12 protein-coding genes and 1 other RNA gene are annotated in these 16,590 nt (G+C 27.7%); 12 read left to right on the forward strand and 1 reads right to left on the reverse strand.

The features are described 5' to 3' along the window. Positions 1 to 58 precede the first annotated feature (58 nt). Positions 59 to 1,891, forward strand: coding sequence for a DNA primase (gene dnaG / locus TR13x_RS00995; RefSeq protein WP_054870015.1), 1,833 nt, complete (start codon positions 59 to 61; stop codon positions 1,889 to 1,891). Positions 1,892 to 1,909: 18 nt separating this feature from the next. Then, positions 1,910 to 3,010 carry an RNA polymerase sigma factor RpoD gene (gene rpoD / locus TR13x_RS01000; protein ID WP_054870016.1) on the forward strand — a complete coding sequence of 367 codons (1,101 nt, stop codon included), beginning with the start codon at positions 1,910 to 1,912 and terminating at the stop codon, positions 3,008 to 3,010. Between the two features lie 27 nt (positions 3,011 to 3,037). Here rpoD and TR13x_RS01005 read toward each other — a convergent pair whose 3' ends face one another. Further along, positions 3,038 to 3,217, reverse strand: coding sequence for a hypothetical protein (locus TR13x_RS01005; protein ID WP_054870017.1), 180 nt, complete (start codon positions 3,215 to 3,217; stop codon positions 3,038 to 3,040). Between the two features lie 136 nt (positions 3,218 to 3,353). Between TR13x_RS01005 and TR13x_RS01010 the strand changes: the two genes are divergently transcribed. The 10 genes from TR13x_RS01010 (at position 3,354) to pglX (ending at position 16,581) form a co-directional block, all read left to right on the forward strand. Next, positions 3,354 to 4,049, forward strand: coding sequence for a class I SAM-dependent methyltransferase (locus TR13x_RS01010; protein WP_054870018.1), 696 nt, complete (start codon positions 3,354 to 3,356; stop codon positions 4,047 to 4,049). Continuing rightward, positions 4,039 to 5,142 carry a Nif3-like dinuclear metal center hexameric protein gene (locus TR13x_RS01015; protein ID WP_082394729.1) on the forward strand — a complete coding sequence of 368 codons (1,104 nt, stop codon included), beginning with the start codon at positions 4,039 to 4,041 and terminating at the stop codon, positions 5,140 to 5,142. Before TR13x_RS01010 ends, TR13x_RS01015 begins: the two co-directional genes overlap by 11 nt. A 25-nt stretch (positions 5,143 to 5,167) precedes the next feature. Then, complete coding sequence (locus TR13x_RS01020) at positions 5,168 to 5,887, forward strand: zinc ribbon domain-containing protein (RefSeq protein WP_054870019.1); 720 nt, start codon at positions 5,168 to 5,170, stop codon at positions 5,885 to 5,887. A gap of 1 nt (position 5,888) precedes the next feature. Beyond that, complete coding sequence (locus TR13x_RS01025) at positions 5,889 to 6,317, forward strand: ribonuclease HI family protein (RefSeq protein ID WP_054870020.1); 429 nt, start codon at positions 5,889 to 5,891, stop codon at positions 6,315 to 6,317. 77 nt (positions 6,318 to 6,394) lie between these two features. Further along, positions 6,395 to 6,736: RNase P RNA component class A (gene rnpB / locus TR13x_RS03210), an RNA gene on the forward strand. Positions 6,737 to 6,960: 224 nt separating this feature from the next. Beyond that, complete coding sequence (locus tag TR13x_RS01030; RefSeq protein WP_054870021.1) at positions 6,961 to 7,722, forward strand: hypothetical protein; 762 nt, start codon at positions 6,961 to 6,963, stop codon at positions 7,720 to 7,722. Between the two features lie 508 nt (positions 7,723 to 8,230). Further along, positions 8,231 to 8,827, forward strand: a complete 597-nt coding sequence (locus TR13x_RS01035; protein WP_054870022.1) for a DUF1819 family protein — start codon at positions 8,231 to 8,233, stop codon at positions 8,825 to 8,827. After that, complete coding sequence (locus TR13x_RS01040) at positions 8,828 to 9,409, forward strand: DUF1788 domain-containing protein (protein WP_054870023.1); 582 nt, start codon at positions 8,828 to 8,830, stop codon at positions 9,407 to 9,409. It begins immediately after the preceding gene. Positions 9,410 to 9,428: 19 nt separating this feature from the next. Then, positions 9,429 to 12,992: a BREX system P-loop protein BrxC gene (gene brxC, locus TR13x_RS01045; protein ID WP_054870024.1), complete on the forward strand. Its 3,564-nt coding sequence runs from the start codon at positions 9,429 to 9,431 to the stop codon at positions 12,990 to 12,992. A gap of 19 nt (positions 12,993 to 13,011) precedes the next feature. After that, entirely contained in the window at positions 13,012 to 16,581 is a 3,570-nt protein-coding gene (gene pglX, locus TR13x_RS01050) for a BREX-1 system adenine-specific DNA-methyltransferase PglX (protein ID WP_054870025.1), read from the forward strand. The last annotated feature ends 9 nt before the right edge of the window (positions 16,582 to 16,590 follow it).

Genomic DNA, 16,590 nt, shown 5'->3' on the forward strand with positions numbered 1-16,590 from the left:
TTTTAGGGGAAGGAAAAAAGTCTATTTTTGACGAATAGTATTAAAAAAGGTGATATTTATGTCAAACTCCTTGAATGAAGATTTAATTCAAGAGATAAGAGAAAAAAATGAAATAGTAGGAGTTATTTCGCAATACATTAGTGTAAAAAGAACTGGCGCTAACTATAAAGCACTATGTCCTTTTCATAATGAAAAAACGCCTTCTTTTGTTGTATCACCTTCAAAGCAGATTTTTCATTGCTTTGGATGTGGAGTAGGTGGTGATGTAATTACTTTTATAATGAAATATGAAAACCTAGACTTTAAAGAGGCTATTAAGCTGTTGGCTGATAGAGCAGGTATTGAAATTGATGAAAGTGATATGAAAAAGAATGTTGAACTAGAAAGAAAAAAAAATAGACTCTATCAAATAAATCGAGAAGCAGCTAGATATTTTTACTATAATTTAAGGGGAAATAGCAAGGGGTATAGTTATTTTAGAAAAAGAGGTGTTTCTGATAATACTATAAAAGCTTTTGGTCTTGGATATGCTAATTCAGCATGGGATGATTTATTAAAATATCTAGTATCTAAGGGCTATAAGGAAGAAGAACTACTTCAAGCTGGTCTAATTATTGAAAGGCAAAATAAAAATGGTTTTTATGACAGGTTTAGAGATAGAGTTATGTTTCCTATAGTAAACACAAGAGGTAAAGTTATAGGCTTTGGTGGTAGAGTATTAGATGATTCTGTACCTAAGTATTTGAATTCTCCAGATACTCTTGTGTTTTCTAAAGGTAACAATTTATTTGGATTAAATTTAGTATATAAAAATTCAAAAATAGATAAAATTTTATTAGTTGAAGGTTACATGGATGTTATTTCCTTATATAATAAGGGCATTGTTTATAGTGTAGCGTCTCTTGGTACAGCTTTTACAGAAAATCAAGGTAAAATGCTAAAGAGATGGAACAATAGTATTTATATTTGTTATGATTCAGACGATGCAGGATTAAAAGCATCTAATAAAGCATTAGATTTACTTAAAAAAATAGGGTTTAAGCCTAGAGTTATAGTTTTGCCTGAGGGTTTAGACCCAGATGAATATATTAATAGATTTGGAAAGGAGTCATTTGAAAAACTATTTGATACTGCATTAGATTATATTGATTTTAAAATATTATTTTACAGAAAAAAGTTTGATATAAATACTGTTCAAGGAAAGGTGGATTTTATAAAGAATATATCACAGAATATAAAAACCATATCAAGCCCTGTTGAAAGAGATGTATACATTAATAGAGTTTCTGATGAAACAAATATTTCTGTTGACGCTATAAGAAAAGAAATCTTTGGAGTAAAAGGTATTAAAACAGGATTAAAGGACAAGTATATAAATACGAATTATAGAAATAATAATAAAAGTAAGATTGTTCCAGTACAGAATATTTTGGAACCTGGTCATTTAACTGCAGAAAAAAGCCTTTTAAATTTATTAATTAATAACGAATATATATACGAAAAAATTAAAGACAATTTTTCGCCAGACGATTTTCTTGATCCAATAAATAGAAAAATTGCAGAAATAGTTTACGATAGCTATAAAGAGGGTAGGAAAATAATTAAACAAGAGCTTATCAATAACTTTTCAGATTCTGAATCAGATAAAGTAAATGAAGTTCTGGCGATTGAAATAAATTTTGAGGAAAGTGAAAGAGATAAGGCTGTATATGATTATTTGAAGAAAATAAATTATTACAAGTTGAAGATAAAAAGAAAACAAATAAAAGAAGAGATAAAACTTATAGAATCTAAGAAAGTTATAAGTGAAGGAGAGGAAGAAAAATTAAAGGAGTTATGTTTAGAGCTAATGAAGTTAGACAAAGCTTTAAAACTACACTGTTTGTTTTAGCTGAAGGGAGGGAACTAAATGAGCAAAGGAAAAGATAAAGAAAAAGACGTAAAAATAAATACTATGAAAAAGTTAATTGAAAAAGGTAAAAAGCAGGGGATGTTAACATATAAAGAAATTATGGATACATTAGAGGAGATAGATATTGACTCAGAGCAAATAGATGAGATATATCAAGGTTTAGAGGAAATGGGTATAGATATAGTTGGAGATAAAGAGGATGAAATATTACTAGAAAAAGAAGAAATACAGGAAATTACAGAAGAAGATTTATCTTTGCCTAAAGGAATTAGTGTAGATGATCCTGTTAGAATGTATTTAAAGGAAATAGGAAAAGTACCACTACTTACAGCAGAAGAAGAAATTGAATTGGCTAAAAGAATGGAACAGGGTGATGAATTAGCAAAGAAAAGATTAATCGAAGCGAATTTGAGATTAGTAGTAAGTATAGCAAAAAGATATGTTGGTAGAGGGATGCTCTTTTTAGATTTAATACAAGAAGGTAATTTAGGACTTATAAAAGCAGTTGAAAAGTTTGATTATAGAAAAGGCTATAAATTTAGTACTTATGCTACATGGTGGATAAGACAGGCAATTACTAGAGCTATAGCAGATCAAGCCAGAACTATTAGAATACCTGTTCATATGGTTGAAACAATAAATAAACTAATTAGAGTTTCTAGACAATTACTACAAACTCTAGGAAGAGAACCTACTCCAGAAGAAATTGCTAAAGAGATGAATTTAGAGGAAGAAAAAGTTAGAGAGATATTAAAAATAGCTCAAGAACCTGTTTCATTAGAAACACCAATTGGTGAAGAAGAAGATAGTCATCTTGGAGATTTCATTCCTGATGATGATGCACAAGCACCTTCTGAAGCAGCTACATTTACTTTACTTAAAGAACAGTTAGTAGAAGTGTTAGATACGTTAACGCCTAGAGAGCAGAAGGTTTTAATCCTAAGGTTTGGGCTTGAAGACGGTAGAGCTCGTACATTAGAAGAAGTTGGTAGAGAATTTGATGTAACTAGAGAAAGAATTAGACAAATAGAAGCGAAAGCTTTAAGAAAGTTAAGACATCCAAGTAGAAGCAAAAAGTTAAAAGACTTTTTAGAATAAAATTAAAGATTCGCCAATGGCGAATCTTTAATTTTGATCCCTTAAATAATAGTGTTTTTTAGAATTTTTAGGTTCTATATCATCTTTTTTTTCATTAATATAGTCTTTTAATTCTTCGGCTTCTTTTTGCCAATTAAGCGTTGTACTACCCCAAGAAAAGGTAGGAATGTCATAAAAGTTTTTAATTTTATTTGGTTTACGATTCATGGTCAACACCTCAGTAATAGTTTTCCCAATAATAACGGTTTTTAATATATTTTTTAAGTAAATTAAAATAGTAATGGTATAATATAAATAAGGATTAGTATATGTAAAAGTAAATATAGATAAAAGGAGAAGGTTTATGAAGTTATCACCAAGACTTAAAGTAATAGCTGATTATGTTAATAATAATTCTTCTGTTGCAGATATTGGTACAGATCATGGTTATATACCTGTATATCTTATTGAAAACAATATTTCCAAGAGCGTTATTGCTTCAGATGTTAATAAGGGGCCACTTGAAAGCGCTAGAAAATATGTAGATTTGAAAAAATTAAATCATAAGATAGATTTAAGATTAGGTGATGGATTAAGAACATTAAAGCCAAATGAAGTAGATACTGTTATTATAGCTGGTATGGGAGGTTTACTAATTAAAAAGATACTTGAAGACGGAAGTGAAATCGCTGAAACAATAGATAATTTTATCCTACAGCCTATGATTGCATCTGATGAATTAAGAAAGTATTTAGTTAAACATAATTATAAAATTATTGATGAAAAGTTAGTTAAAGAGGGAGACAAAATATATGAAGTTATGTTAGTAGGTCATGGTAAGGATAGTGTTGAGGATGAGATCTACTATGAGATAGGTAAAAAATTGATAAAGAATAAAGACCCGTTATTAAAAGAGCTGGTTTACAAAAAGTTAAGAGAGACAGAAGATATACTACAAAAGATAAAGGTAAATGAGTCGATAAAAGCACAAGAAAAATTAAACATAACAAAGAGAAAATATGAAAAATTGAAGGAGGTATTAAAATCCATTGATTATTAAAGAAATATTAGACATAATGGAGAAAATAGCTCCTAGTAAGCTAATTGATAAGTGGGATAATTGTGGTTTTCAAATTGGTAATATTAATAATAATGTAAAAGCGATTATGCTAACATTAGATGTTACTGAAGAAGTAGTTCAAGAGGCTATAAGAAAAAATGTTGGTTTAATAATTTCTCACCATCCAATTCTATTCAATCCTATATCTAAAATTACTCTAAATGACACTAAAGGGAAAATGCTTTATGATATTATAAAACACGATATATCTGTTTATAGCGCTCATACAAATTTAGATGTATGCAAAGACGGTGTAAATGATGTTTTAGCTAATATACTGCAGTTAAGAAATACAAGGATATTAAGTAAATTATATGAAGAAAAGTTGTACAAGTTAGTAGTATTTGTTCCTAAAACACATGTAGAAAAGGTTAGAGATGCAATAACTGAAAGTGGAGGTGGATGGATAGGAAATTATAGTCATTGTACATTTAATATTGACGGGTTTGGTACTTTTATGCCTAGAGAGGGGACAAATCCTTTTATAGGTACTGAAGGGAAAGTAGAAGTAGTAGAAGAAATAAGAATTGAAACTATAGTACCAGATAATATTCTGGATAAAGTTGTAGAAAATATGCTAAAAATACATCCTTATGAAGAAGTAGCTTATGATATTTACCCTCTAAATAATAAAGGGTATGATTATGGTTATGGTAGAATCGGTGATTTACAAAATGCTGCTACTTTAGGTAGTTTTGCAAAATATGTTAAAGAAAAGCTTGATTGCAAGTTTATCAAAGTAATAGGTGATGTAAATAAAGAGATAAGAAAAGTAGCAGTTTGTGGTGGGAGTGGTTCTGATTTTATTAAAATAGCTTCGAAAAAAGGAGCAGATGTACTGGTAACTGGAGATATAAAATACCATGAAGCACAATTGGCTTTAAGCTTAGGGTTGTCATTAATAGATGCAAATCATTATGATACTGAAAAAGTAATATTACCATGCTTGAAAGAATATATACAAAACGAGGTTGGTAATAGTATAGATATATATATAAGTAACTTTAATAGTGTCCCCTATGAAATTTTTTGATAAATGGGGGTAAGGAGGGGATTTAATGATTCAATTAGAGCTTTTATGGCAGTTACAAAAACATTATTTAGAACTTAATAAGTTAGAAAAAAAGTTGAAGGACTTAAATAAGAGAGAAGAAATAGAAGAGCTTAATGTTAAAATACATCAATATGAATATGATTTAGAAAATAAAAAGACAAGATTAGAAGTAAACAATATGAAAATCAATAGATATAATAGTAAAATTAATCAATTGAAGTATGAAATTAGAGAAATTGAAGATAAATTATATAGTGGTAAAATAAGGGATATAAAGCAACTTACTTACATGGAAAATGAAAATAAGAAAATTAAGGAAGAGATAGAAAAAATAGAAACCGAGATAATACTATTAATGGATGAAATTGACAATCTTAAAGATGAAATTGTAGAAGTTGAGAAAACTTATGATGAATTAAAAGAAAATTTAAAACAAACAATCACTGAAAATGAGAATTTAATACACAGAGTAGAATCAGATATAAAAAAGGAAAAAGAAATAATTCAAGAAATATCAACAGGTATAGATGAAAGTAGCTTGAAAAAATTTAACACATTATTAAAAAATAAAGGGAAGGCAGTAGCTGAGATAGAAGGGGATAAGTGTACGGGTTGTTATATGGTTGTTCCTTTATCAATATTATCAAAGCTAAAATATAGTAATAATATTACTTACTGTGATAATTGTGGTAGGATTCTATATTATAAAAAGCAGGAGGAATAAAATGAATAAGGCAATAATACACACGGATGGTGGTTCAAGAGGTAATCCTGGTTTAGCTGGTATTGGAATCGTTATATATGACGAATCGAATAATATTGTGCTTGAGTTAAGTCAATATATTGGTGTTCAAACTAATAATGTTGCTGAATATAAAGCTTTGGTTAGAGCTTTAGAGCTATCTTATGAGATGGGTATAAAAGATATCGAACTTTATATGGACAGTGAATTAGTAGTTAAACAAATAAAGGGAGAATATAAAGTTAGAAATGAAAGAATGAAACCATTTTATGAAATGGCAAACTCTTTGATTAGTCAGTTTGATAATTTTAATATTTATCATGTTAGAAGAGAAAAAAATAAAAGAGCCGATGAGTTAGCTAATCTAGCAATGGATACAAAAGGCATTAACGTTAAAAGAAATAGTCTATAAAATCTTAACTATAATTACCATTTGACTTAGGGTATTTAATATGTTATAGTATTCTTTGTCGGTGAAAAAAAGAATAACGAGTAAGTCAGACAGTCGCATGCATTTAGCATGAGGAAAGTCCGAGCTCCACAGGGCAGGGTGCTGGGTAATACCCAGTGGGGGCGACCCTAAGGATAGTGCAACAGAAATATACCGCCTGCTTTTGCAGGTAAGGGTGGAAAGGTGAGGTAAGAGCTCACCAGCAGCTAGGCGACTAGTTGGCTCTGTAAACCCCATCTGGAGCAAGACCAAGTTAGGGACATGAAAAGGTGGTGGCCCGTCACCGTCCCGTTTGGTAGGTCGCTAGAGCCTATTGGCAACAATAGGCGTAGATAGATGACTGTCAAATACAGAACTCGGCTTATAGACTTACTCGCTTATGTTTAGTAGAACACTACCTTAAAGGGTAGTGTTTTTTGCTTATAAACCCATTTAGTGAAACCTAGTTCTGTTATTTAAGTTAATATTATATATATTTATCCCAGAATCATTAGTAATTCATGTTAAATTGTATCTATTTGCATTAGAAAATGGAACTTGATAGATATATAATAGAATATAAGAAAATACATTACAAATTAGAATTACAAAGGGGGATAATAATTTGGACATTGATTATAAAAATATAGAATTCATACCAGTATTTAGACAAAGTATTTTAAATGAAACAAAACTATTATGTAGAGAAGAATATACTAATTTTATGAAGTTATTTAAAGTATTCGTAGATTTGGATGAATTTTTAGCTTCTAAATGTAAAGAAAAAGACAATTCATCTAAACAATATTTTACGAGGTTATTGAACATAAGAGTAAAAGACCATTTTTTATCGGCTATTATATTAGCTTCTCAAGGGTTTATTGTTGACGCAATATCACTAATAAGGTCTGCAATGGAGGATTTGTTTTTAATTCTTAATTTTTATTTAGATAATAACTATTTTAAAAATTGGCATGAAAACAAAGATGATTTTAAAATTAAACCTGGAAAGTTAAGAAATAACTCACGAATAACAAAAGAAGATAGAAAACTTTATAATATGATTTATAAAGCTTTATGCAATATTGTTCATCCACGAAAAAACAGTTTAGGTCATATGGTTAAGTTTCATCCTACAGTTGTAGGGAAAGGAACAGAAGGAATAATTAGAATAAAAAAAGATATTAAATTAATTAATTTATCATTCTTTATTTATATTCATCAGGTGAGTAAGCTTCTTAAGAAAATATATAAAAATAAAGAAGATATGGGTTCTTTAGATACAATTATACATAATTTATCTAAAATTAGAAGTGTATATGACTTTATTGAAAACTTGTATGAAGAGAAAGAACAGAACAATAAATTAAAAAGCAATTTATTCTAAGATATTTTGTGTTTGTAGGTGTATTGATTTTTGTGTTGCTAAGTTTGCTATGTTCTAATAATTTTTGTGTGGATAATAAACTTGCACTGTTTTACACAAGTAAAGAAGCATAACTATGTTTTAATTTGTGTATAGTATAACTTTTACTATTTAATTTTGATTTTCTAATGTATTTTAGGAAAATATTCTGAACAGAGGATGGGTAAGTCTATTTTTTGGCAAAGGAACTATCCTTTTCTTTTTATCTTTATCCTTCCTTTGATGAATTGCTTTTTTAAAAACATAGTGATAGAACTATGTTTAAGTATATGACAAGTTATTTTTATTTTCCAATTTCTTATTTTTAGAACAATAATCATTATATAAAAGATTTTATCTATATAAATAAATATTACTTAAGTTTATTTAGAAATTTTAGGAAATGATTTTAATGCAATAAATGAGTATAAGTGATATAATTAATATTAAAGTGAAAAGTGGACCGAGAAAGAGGTGAGATTGTATAAAAATGTTAAAATATACATCTACATTAAAATCAATGCCTTTTTTGTATTTAGAACTTAAAAAGGCTGCAACTCTTAAATTACAAGGATTTAATGATATTGATATAAAAAGAAAAGCCATTGAGGATAATATATTTTTAGTTAATACAGAGAGTCGAAAAAAAGAAATTGCTTCAAAGATACTAAAAAGACTTGAAGTTTTAGATGAGTTTTTATTGGATAAAATTGTTAATAGTAATTTAGAAACTAGTAAGCAGTTAGCATTATACAGCATATTAAAGACTGATAGATTGTTTTTTGATTTTATGATTGAAGTATATAGAGAGAAATATTTATTAAAAGACTTTATTATAACAGATAAAGATTTTAGTATCTTTTTTCAAAGGAAGGCAGAGCAAAGTAAACAAATAGCGTCATGGAAAGATTATACTTTTTATAAATTAAAACAAGTTTATAAAAGAATTTTAAATGAAGCAGGATTTATTAAAAAACATAAAAAAGATATAGAAATTACACCACCAATAATGGAGAAAGAGATAATAGATTATTTAAAAGAAAAAGGTGATCAAATTTATTTAGAAGCTATGATAGGAGAGATATAGATGAGAATAATTTATGAAAGATTAGATCAGATTTTACCAAAATTATTAGAAAAAAGGTTTAGAGAGAATAAAGGATTAGGAAATGAAATTGGATATTATATATTCGATTATGATCCTAAAGATGAAATAATTGTAAGAGAGCATATAGAGTTTTTAAAACAGAAAATTAATAATGACGATTCTGAAATTCAAATAAAGGAATTTGATTTGTATGAAATTATATTAGAAATATTAGAAAGCAAAGGTTATTTAGATAAAGTTTTTGATATGGAAAAAAAGAAAGGAACTGAATACATAATCAATGCTATTAAAAAAACACTTAGATTAACACAAAAAAATGATTTAGTGGTTGATTATATAAGAAAAAGAGTTGGTAAAAATGACATTGTATTCTTAACTGGAGTTGGAAAGGCTTGGCCTATTATAAGATCACATACAGTTTTAAATACATTACATTCGGTTATAGATGAAGTTCCACTCATTTTGTTTTTCCCAGGAACTTATGATGGTCTAGAATTGCAATTATTTAATGAGATTAAAGATGATAACTATTATAGAGCATTTAAATTAATTGAGAGATAAATATCAGGGGGGATAAAGAATGCAACTTAGAAAAATGTTTTACAAAGATATCGAGAGGAATATAAAAGGAGTTATTAAAATTGGTCAAGAAGATGATGCAAATGTGTATCAGGAATTAGAAGAATATGTAGTTACTAGAGAACTTTCAAAACATTTTAGCGATTTCTTTGAAGCCTATAAAAAAAGTATTAATAATTACACAGATAAAATGGGAGTTTGGATTAGTGGTTTTTTTGGAAGTGGTAAATCACACTTCCTAAAGATCTTATCTTATTTACTCGAAAATAAGGAGGTTTATGGCAAGAAAGCCATAAGTTTTTTTGAGGATAAGATTAAGGACCCTTTAGTTTTAGCAGATATGAAAATAGCAGGAGATATTAGTGCTGATATTATTTTATTTAACATAGATTCCAAGTCGGATTCTGATTCTAAAGCAAATAAAGATGCTATTGTAAAGGTATTCAATAAAGTTTTTAATGAAATGCAGGGGTTTTGTGGTTCAATACCATGGGTTGCAGACTTAGAAAGACAAATGGTTAAGGATGGTACATATGAAGCCTTTAAAGCAAAATTTAAAGAACTTTCAGGAAACACATGGGAAGAAGCCAGAGAAGATTTTTACTTTGAAGAAGATAATATAGTAGAAGCCTTAGCAGCAACAACGAAAATGAGTATTGAAGCAGCAAGAAATTGGTTTAATAGAGCAGAAGAAAACTATTCTTTAAGTGTTGAAAAGTTTGCTAGTAGGGTAAGAGAATACATTGAATCAAAGGGCGGAAACCATCATGTAATATTTTTAGTTGATGAAATTGGCCAATATATAGGTGATGATGCAAAACTTATGCTAAATCTTCAAACAGTAGTTGAAGATTTAGGAACACAGTGTGGTGGAAAGGCATGGGTAATAGTAACATCACAGCAAGATATTGATTCGATAACAAAAGTAAAAGGAAATGACTTTTCAAAAATACAAGGAAGATTTAATACAAGAATTAATCTATCTAGTGCTAATGTAGATGAAGTAATAAAAAAGCGTATATTACTTAAGAATGATACAGCAAAAGAAACATTGAAACTTTTATATGTAGAGAAGGAAGCGATAATAAAAAATCTTATAACATTTTCAGCAGATACAGCAGAAATGAAAACATATAAATCAGTAGATGATTTTATAGAGGTATATCCTTTTATACCATATCAGTTTAATTTACTTCAGTCTGTATTTACTGGTATAAGGCTTCATGGTGCTAGTGGAAAGCATTTATCAGAAGGAGAGAGGTCTTTACTTAGTGCTTTTCAAGAAGCAGCCATTGCATATGTAGATTGTGAAGAAGGAGTACTTATTCCTTTTTCAGCATTTTATGAAACAATAGAGGCATTTTTAGATTCTAATATTCGTACAGTAATCTTACATGCTCAAGATAATGATAATTTAACTGAACAAGATGTAGAGGTTTTGAAAGTCTTATTTTTGATTAAATATGTAAAAGAGATACCTTCTAATATTGAAAATATTACAACTTTGATGGTTAAGCATATAGATGACAATAAAATAGAACTAAAAAAACAGATAGAGGAGTCTTTAAAAAGATTACTAAAAGAAACGTTAATTCAGAAAAATGGAAATGAGTATATATTTCTTACCCATGCTGAACAAGATGTAAATAAAGAGATTCAGCATATTCCTGTAGACATGGGAGAGATAATTTTAAAAGCAGGTGAAGAAATATTTAATGGTATATATAGCGAGAAAAAATATAGATATAATGCAAGATATCATTTTGATTTTAACAAAATCATTGATGATAGGTTTTTATCACCTCAAAAAAGTGAGATAGGGTTAAAAATTATTACTCCATACTATGATACTGGAGTTGAACTTACAGAAAATGAATTAAGAATGATGTCAGCAAGAGAGAATAATTTAATAGTTAAACTGCCTATAGATACATCTTTTTTAGAAGAAATAGAGCAAATTTTAAAAATTCAAACATATTTACAAAGAAAAGGTGGAACAAAATCTACTTCTGAAATTGAAGAAATAAAAATTAGAAAATCAAGAGAAATAACAGAAAGAAAAAAAAGAGTAACTACATTATTAATAGAAGCGTTAAAAAATGCGGATGTATATGCGAATTCACAGAAGTTAAATATTAAACTAAAGCATCCTGTTGAAAGGATTAATGAAGGTTTTAAATATCTGATAGATAACATGTATAGTAAATTAAATTATATAACTAAATTTGTAGAGGGGATTAAAGATTTACATGATATTTTACTAGAAGATAATATGCAGATCAAGTTAACTGATGATATACCAAATAAATTAGCGATAGAAGAAATAAATAGTTATATAGAAAGAAATACTGAGAGAAATATACCAATGACTTTAAAAACAATAATTGATTTATTTTCAAAAGCACCTTATGGATGGAGAGAAGATGATATAAGAGGGATTGTATTAAAATTATTTAAATCACAAGAAATAAAATTACAACTTGGTATTGAATATCTTAATAATTCAGATAAAGACTTAATCAAGTATATAACAAAAAGAGATTACTTAGATAGATTAATTATTAAAAAGAGAACAAAGACACCTGCAAAATATATTTCTAATGTAAAATATCTTGCTAAAGAATTATTTAATCATACAGCAATGCCTTCAGATGAAGATGGATTAATGAATAGATTTAAAGAACTTTGCGATAATGAACTTTATAAAAGTCCTGATAATATTATGAAACTATTATCTGAGTATAGAGATGGTACTAGGTATCCAGGAAAAGAAATATTGGAAAAAGGAAAAAGTTTATTTGAAGAAATTATTAAGATAAAAGATGCAAAAGAATTTTTTGAAAGAGTATATGAATTAAAAGATGATTTATTAGATTATGAAGAAGATGTTTATGATGTTAAGAAATTCTTTAAAAATCAGAAAGAAGTATTTGATAAAGCAGTTGAAAAATTAGAAATATATGAGAAGAATAAGACTTATGTTGTAGATGAAGAAGCAATAAAGATAGTAAGTGAAATTGAAAAAATTATTAAATCAGAAAGACCTTACTCGCAAATTCAAAAACTACCAAACCTTATAGATGAATTTGTTGGAAGATTTATCGAATTATTAGAAAAAGAATGTGAACCTGTGAGACAGGTAATAGTAAGTGATTATGAGAAGGTAATGAGAGAACTTGAATTATATGATTTTAAAGATGATTTAAGTTCTAAGTTTAAATCTCAATTTGACGATTTGTTAAACAGATTAGATTCTGCTAATAATTTCTATGAAGCCATTGCTATGAAAGAAGAATCAGATAGACTTAAAATTAAATGTTTTAATGAAATAGAAAAAGAAAAGGAAAAGAGAAAACCAAAACTTAAAGAATATGGACCTGAAATTGTAAACGATGGTCCTAAAGAAGGATATAGAACAAAAAAAGTTGTAAATATCAGTATAGCGAATATTCTTCATTGTGCAACAACTATTGAAACAAAAGAAGATATAGAGAAACTTTTAGATGACATTAGAAGAAAATTAGAAAGCGAATTAAAAGAAAACACAATACTTAAATTGATTTAGACTATAGGGGGATATGACCATGAACAAAAGTGCAATAAAGAGTTTTGCTGTAAGAGCAAGAAAAAAACTAATAGAAGATATAACTCAAAAGGCTTATGAGTTGGGTATAGCCAAAGAAGAAGTGATGGATATAGAAAAATTTGAAGGTGGATTTAAAATAAAAGGTAGAGAAAACAGTAGAATATATAAGGAGTACGAAATTAAGCAGAGAGAAAGATTGATAGAAAAGATTAAAGAAAAAGGTTTTGAGCAAGTTATTGAGGAAGTAGCATATGCTTGGTTCAATAGATTTATTGCTCTTAGATTTATGGAGGTAAATGATTATCTACCAATAGGGGTTAGAGTTCTTTCTTCTGTTGATAAGAATAAAAAAGAGCCAGATATTATTAAAGAAGCATTAAACTTTGTAGAAGAATTAGATTTAAACAGAGAAATCGTATATAGACTTCAAGAAAATAATGAGATAGAAGATTTATATAAATATTTACTTGTAAAACAGTGCAATCAGTTAGGCAAAATTATGCCAACAGTATTTGAAAAGATAGCAGATTATACAGAATTATTGCTTCCAGATAATTTATTGGCAGAAGGTTCTGTAATAAGGGATTTAGTTGAGTCGATTGATGAAGAAGATTATAAAGATCAAGTAGAGATAATAGGGTGGCTTTATCAATATTATATATCCGAAAAGAAAGATGAAGTGTTTGCAGGACTAAAGAAAAATAAAAAAATTACAAAAGAAAACATACCTGCTGCAACTCAATTATTTACACCTAAATGGATAGTAAAATATATGGTAGAGAATTCTTTAGGCAGACTTTGGTTAGAATCTCATCCTGATGAAGAATTAAAGTCAAAGTGGAAATATTATTTAGAAGAAGCAGAGCAGGAACCCGAAGTACAGAAAAAATTAGAAGAATTAAAGAATCCAAATTTGAGTCCAGAAGATATTAAAATATTAGACCCTGCAATGGGTAGTGGACATATTTTGGTATATGCATTTGATGTACTATATGATATTTATTTAAAAGCAGGATACTCAGAAAGAGAAATACCAAGACTTATATTAGAGAAAAATCTTTATGGGCTTGACATAGATGATAGAGCAGGACAACTAGCGACTTTTGCCCTTATGATGAAGGCTAGAAGTAAGAATAGAAGGATATTTAGAAGACCTATACAGTTAAATGTTTGTTCTATTCAAGAAAGTAATGGCATACCGAAAGAAGTAATAGATTATTTTGTAAAGGAAGATGAAGCACTAAGAAGAAATGTAGAATATTTGATTGAAGTATTTAATGATGCAAAGGAATATGGTTCAATACTAGAAGTTAAAAAAATAGATTTTGATGCTATTGAGAGAAGGATAGAGGAAATAAGAAATGGTGAAATAATAAATTTGTTTGAATTTCAGTATAAAGAAAAAATATTAGAAAAATTACCTCAACTTATTAAACAAGCGAGGATAATGAGTGAGAAATATGATGTTGTTTGTACTAATCCACCGTATATGGGTTTTAAAGGAATGAATGAAAAATTATCTAGTTATATTAATAGTTATTATCCTAATTCAAAGTCAGATTTATATGCTGTATTTATTGAGAAGAATTTAAAATATTGTGGAAATAGAAAATATGTAAGTATGATTACACAACAATCATGGATGTACTTATATTCATTTGAAAAATTAAGAAAATTAATTCTGGAAGGTGTGATCATAAATTCATTAATTCATTTAGGTCCAAATGCTTTTGAAGAAATAAGTGGTGAGGTAGTACAAGCATGTACTTTTATACTTAAAAAGACTAAATTAAATACATTTAAACCTATTATTGTAGATTTAATTAAAGAAAAAAATTCGCTAGAAAAAGAAAAAAAATATTTTGATAATAATTCATGCATATTTAAAAAACTTTCACAAAAGGACTATCTTGAAGTACCTTCTTATACAATTAGTTATAAAATTTCAGATAAAGTTTTATCGCTTTTTAAGGCTGAACAACTTATAGGGAATATAGCAGATGTTAAAAGAGGACCTTCTTTACCTTCTATACAAAAAAATATTTTAAAATGGTTTGAGGTAGATATTAACAATATACTTTTAGAAGATATACCAATAAAAGATAATATAGTTTACAATTGGGTGTTGTGTACTAGAAGTGGTTCAAAAAAACGATGGTATGAAAATATTGATGAGATTATAAAATATAAAATTTTAAAAGAAATAAATAATTATAAATATCAATCTGTGAATGGGATTGTTTGGCCTGATATAAGATTTGGGAATACAAAGTTTTGTGGAAGACTTAAAAATCAAAATGTTGCGTTTGAAAGTGGAGTAAATATAATAAGCACTGATTCAGAAAAACTAAGATTAATGCTTTATGCTTTTTTAAATTGTAAAATATGCGAAGACTTTTTAATAGATATTGTAGTAGGGCAACATTTTTCACCTATTTACTTATCTAGAGTACCTTTTATTAATGTTGAAAACATATACATTATTGAATATGTTAAAAAAATTGAAGATATAATTAATAAACATATCGTTTTTGATGAAACTAATATAAATTTTAAAAAGCAGTATTCGATTAACTTTAAAGAAGAAACTCAGATAAACAAAATATATACAAAATATAGTAGTCAAATTGATGAAATGATTAAAAAGTTAATTGATATTGAAACATCAATTAATAAAGAGTTCATGCATATGTTTGATTTAAATGATAAAAAGTATTTGGAGATTGATAAGGAATATTTACCAATTAAAAAGGATGGGTGCAGGGAATTTATAAAATCATTCATATCCTATGCAGTAGGCTGTATGTTTGGTCGTTATTCATTAGATGAAGAAGGATTAATTTATGCAGGTGGAGAGTTTAAAGATAAATTTAAAATTGAGAATGGACAACTTATGATTAATACAAAAGAAGGATGGAAAAAGTCATCTATAGATGTGACTATGGACAATGTTATACCAATTACGGATGATGATTACTTTGAGGATGATATTGTAAATAGATTTGTAGAATTTGTTAAAGTAGCCTTTGGAGAGAAGACATTAGAGGAAAATCTTGATTATATTGCAGAGACTTTAGGAAAGAAAACAAATGAAACCTCAAGGCAGACTATAAGAAGATATTTCTTAAAAGATTTTTATAAAGACCATGTAAAAACATATAAGAAAAGACCTATTTATTGGTTATTTGACAGTGGAAAAGAAAATGGATTTAAGGCTCTTATATATATGCATAGATATGATTCTTCAACTGTAGCGAGAGTTAGAACAGATTATCTTCATAAACTTCAAAAGAAATATGAAGCAGAAGTTAAGAGATTAGATATTTTGATCGATTCTGATATATCAACAAGAGAAAAAACTGCTGCAAGGAAGAAAAAAGAAAAAATTAATAGACAAATATTAGAGTGTATGGCTTATGACCAAGTTATTGCTTACATTGCAAATAAAAGAATTGAAATAGATTTAGATGATGGTGTAAAAGTAAATTATGCAAAGTTCCAAGGTATAGAAATACCTCAAGGCGAAAGAAAAAAGCCATTAAAAGCAAATTTATTGGCTAAGATTTAAGATGGAGGT

The organism is Caloranaerobacter sp. TR13 (assembly GCF_001316435.1).
Taxonomy (GTDB): domain Bacteria; phylum Bacillota; class Clostridia; order Tissierellales; family Thermohalobacteraceae; genus Caloranaerobacter.

Coding starts and splice junctions, on each gene's coding strand:
- TR13x_RS01040 (WP_054870023.1), top strand. CDS start 8,828: ATGAGAATAATTTATGAAAGATTAGATCAGATTTTACCAAAATTATTA.
- TR13x_RS01035 (WP_054870022.1), top strand. CDS start 8,231: ATGTTAAAATATACATCTACATTAAAATCAATGCCTTTTTTGTATTTA.
- pglX (WP_054870025.1), top strand. CDS start 13,012: ATGAACAAAAGTGCAATAAAGAGTTTTGCTGTAAGAGCAAGAAAAAAA.
- TR13x_RS01010 (WP_054870018.1), top strand. CDS start 3,354: ATGAAGTTATCACCAAGACTTAAAGTAATAGCTGATTATGTTAATAAT.
- TR13x_RS01020 (WP_054870019.1), top strand. CDS start 5,168: ATGATTCAATTAGAGCTTTTATGGCAGTTACAAAAACATTATTTAGAA.
- dnaG (WP_054870015.1), top strand. CDS start 59: ATGTCAAACTCCTTGAATGAAGATTTAATTCAAGAGATAAGAGAAAAA.
- TR13x_RS01005 (WP_054870017.1), bottom strand. CDS start 3,217: ATGAATCGTAAACCAAATAAAATTAAAAACTTTTATGACATTCCTACC.
- rpoD (WP_054870016.1), top strand. CDS start 1,910: ATGAGCAAAGGAAAAGATAAAGAAAAAGACGTAAAAATAAATACTATG.
- TR13x_RS01025 (WP_054870020.1), top strand. CDS start 5,889: ATGAATAAGGCAATAATACACACGGATGGTGGTTCAAGAGGTAATCCT.
- brxC (WP_054870024.1), top strand. CDS start 9,429: ATGCAACTTAGAAAAATGTTTTACAAAGATATCGAGAGGAATATAAAA.